The sequence below is a fragment of the Psychroserpens sp. genome, assembly GCF_036960315.1.
GTDB lineage: Bacteria > Bacteroidota > Bacteroidia > Flavobacteriales > Flavobacteriaceae > Psychroserpens.
Genome location: NZ_JBALVR010000028.1, coordinates 1 through 2825, shown reverse-complemented (window position 1 = coordinate 2825; position 2825 = coordinate 1). Strand labels below are relative to the sequence as shown.

2 protein-coding genes are annotated in these 2825 nt (G+C 35.7%); both read left to right on the top strand.

The window, feature by feature from the left end; all coding sequences use genetic code 11:
• The first annotated feature begins 251 nt into the window (after positions 1 to 251).
• Positions 252 to 1961 (top strand): amidohydrolase, encoded by a 1710-nt coding sequence (locus V7719_RS18735; protein ID WP_335731468.1) that lies wholly within the window; start codon positions 252 to 254, stop codon positions 1959 to 1961.
• 181 nt (positions 1962 to 2142) lie between these two features.
• Positions 2143 to 2825: type I restriction enzyme HsdR N-terminal domain-containing protein (locus V7719_RS18730; protein WP_335731467.1), on the top strand; the 683-nt coding region annotated here is incomplete at its 3' end.

Below are 2825 nucleotides of genomic sequence, written 5' to 3'. Positions count from 1 at the left end.
GAGGATTATCAATGTTGTCGAAGTCTAAAGCTTCACCGTGTATACTAACCTTAATTCTCTCTTTTGTTCTTTCTGATTATACTATCAATTTAATGAGAATCAAAATTAAGAAGTGTATAATTAATTGCTTGGGACAGGTCTACTCGAAAAATCCTTAGGATTTTCCTATGGCTCGTCCATTTTTGCTAAATTAGTTGCTGAGACAAGCAACTAACCATACACAAACCGTTGGCAATAATTAAAATAATCATATGAAAACATTAAAAACACTAACCATTATTTTCGGAATCATCATCCTGATATCTTGTAAGCAAGATCAAAAAGACGCACTTATTAATACTGCTGTTGTTTACGGTGGAGGAGACATTATAACCATGCAAGGTGATTTGCCAGAATACGCAGAAGCCATAGTGATTAAAGATGGTAAGATTGAATTTGTGGGCTCATCTGCCGATGCTATGGAAGCCGCAGGGAAAGGACATCGAATGATAAACCTGGAAGGAAAAACCTTGTTACCAGGGTTTATTGATGCTCACGGTCATGTATTTAATTCAGGCATGATGGAAATCGCGGCTCCTCTCCTACCAGAACCAGATGGTGACTGCAACTCTATAAGTAAACTAATAGAGAATATGAAAGTATGGAAAGACAATAACTCTAATGTTATTGAAAAATACAACGTCATTTTAGGCATGGGGTACGATGATTCGCAGCTTGAAGAACAAAGACATCCAACAGCTGATGATCTGGATAAAATTTCTACAGAAATTCCTGTTTTAGCAGTACATCAATCCAATCATCTTGCATCAATGAACCATAAAGCATTGGAAATAGCAGGATACATAAAAGGAGTCAAGGATCCAAAAGGTGGAGTTATTCGCCGTGTGCTGGGTACAGACGAACCAAATGGTGTACTTGAAGAAATGGCTTTCTTCCTGCCTCTTCTTAAACTGATGGGACAAGTAGATTCAACCTCCAATATAGCACTCGCAAAAGCGGGTATGAATTCATATGTGAAATTTGGTTATACAACCGCACAAGAAGGAAGAGCTACCCGTGATGCTTGTGAAGTTTGGAAAATTCTTGGTAAAAGTGGAGAATTGAAAATAGATGTAACTGCGTATCCTGACTTGCAGGTTGAAATGGATTATATGCTCAATGAAGGTACCCAAAAAACATATACCAACCATTACAGGACAGCCGGAATTAAGTTAAGTTTAGATGGATCACCTCAAGGAAAAACAGCTTGGTTGACTGAGCCTTATGCCAGCGGGCCAGAAGGGAACGTCGGATATCCGGCAATCTCTGAAGATACAGAAGTTCAACGATTGATAGATTCTGCATTTGTAAATAATTGGCAAATTCTTGCCCATTGCAACGGAGATGCGGCTGGGGATCAATATTTAAATGCTTTGAGCAAAGCCGCTGAAAAATATGGTAATGAAGGGCGTCGTGATGTAATGATACATGCACAGACTGCAAGGTTTGATCAATTGGATAGAATGAAGGAGCTTGGAGTTATTCCTTCTTTTTTTGGAATGCATACGTACTATTGGGGTGACATCCATGTCAAAAATTTCGGCCAAGAAAGAGCGTATAGAATTTCTCCTGCCGCAACTGCCAAAAAGAAAGGATTAATTTTTACACAACATCATGATTCACCAATTGTATACCCTAATAGTATCATGATCTTACATTCTGTGGTTAATCGTACGAGTAGAAGTGGTCAGATCATTGGGCCTGATGAGCGCATTAGCCCATATGATGCTTTAAAATCAATAACCTCTTGGGCTGCATACCAATGCTTTGAAGAAGATTTGAAAGGAGACTTATCTGTAGGCAAATTGGCCGACTTTGTAATTCTGGATAAAAACCCTATAAAAGTTGATCCAGCCTCAATTAAAGAAATTAAAATACTGAAAACTATAAAGGAGGGTGAAACAGTATTTGAGTTAGAATAAACTACTGCCAACACCGTATATAATTTATTGCTAGTTCTAGCCTACTTACGAAAATCCTCTCGGATTTTCTATTCGGTTTGTATTTGCTAAATTAGGTGCTTAACCACGCCACTAATCATCCACAAAACCGTTCTATGCAATTTGAACAAACACTCGAACACTAAAGAAAAAAATATCGAATATGGAAAAATGGAATGAATTATGTTTTATACTATCAGAAAGTATTCCATCAAACGCATCTGAACAAGTTTTTGAACTTAAAGTAATTCAAGCATTTGAAAAATTAGGCTGGAGTCATTTTAAAGGCGAAATTTCGGTTCGAGAAAATATACAATTAGGAGCATCTAACAGAATTACGCCTGACATTATAATAAAATCTGACGACACAAATTTGTTTGTAATTGAAGTCAAAAATCCTTCAGCCGATTTAAAAAATCCGAGTTATCAAAACCAACTTTCGTCTTATATGCGAATGTTACGTCTGAATTTTGGAATCTTAATCGGAAATGAAATCAAAATTTTTATTGACGGTTCTTTAGTCGATTCAAATCAATCAGAACTTTTAGAAAGAATATCGTTTAAAAAAGACAATCAACAAGGTTTGAACTTTATAAATCTGTTCCAAAAAGAAACTTTCAGTTATGAAAATATTGAAAGATATATTCAAAAGAAAATTAAGACTATAAAAGAAAACCAAACCGTTGAAAACCTAAAAAGCGAAATAACAAAAACCGAATATTCTGAATACTTAAAAAACGAACTGAAAAACAAACTTTTGAAAGAACACAGCGAAAGCGTAGTTGAAAAAGTTTTGGAGGATTTTAAAATAAAAATTTACGATTCCACTCAAATAGAAATTCAAAG

Bases quoted from the DNA above. Each gene is read 5' to 3' on its own strand.
- V7719_RS18735 (WP_335731468.1), top strand. From the start codon at position 252: ATGAAAACATTAAAAACACTAACCATTATTTTCGGAATCATCATCCTG.